1 protein-coding gene is annotated in these 420 nt (G+C 70.0%); it reads left to right on the top strand.

Going from position 1 to position 420, the window contains the following annotated elements:
- Window positions 1-366 (top strand): hypothetical protein (locus AC2JF9_RS09790; RefSeq protein ID WP_500727392.1); only part of this gene is annotated, 366 nt, incomplete at its 5' end.
- Window positions 367-420 lie beyond the last annotated feature (54 nt).

Raw genomic sequence — 420 nt, 5'->3', positions numbered from 1 at the left:
CATGTGATGGGATGGTCGACCACGGTGGTGGCGCCGCCCGACGGCGACATGGGGGCCTATCTCGCCAGCCTCGACAAGCTGACGAGGCGTGACGACCGCATCTACTTCCCCGCCCATGGCGACCCGGTGGAGCGGCCGCAGCGGCTGGTGCGCGGCCTGATCGGCCACCGCCGGCAGCGCGAGGGCCAGATCCTGCCGCTGCCGGCGATCGAGGCCCGCGTCCGGTCCGAAATGCGGGGCGCGCGCTACCTGGGTCCGGAGTTCGACGGCCGCACCTATCGCCTGAAGTTCATGCGCGAGGGGCGGGTCATCTGGGTCGATGTCGATGCGCGCAGCGGCCGCGTCGTCAGCCGCTCCGGCAACTGAGCCCGCCCGTTCATCTCCGTAATGAAACCATTGGCAAAGGCGCTGGTTAGGCGC

The sequence above is a fragment of the Lactobacillus sp. C449L genome (genome assembly GCF_059900815.1).
This window is presented reverse-complemented; position numbering and strand designations above follow the sequence as displayed.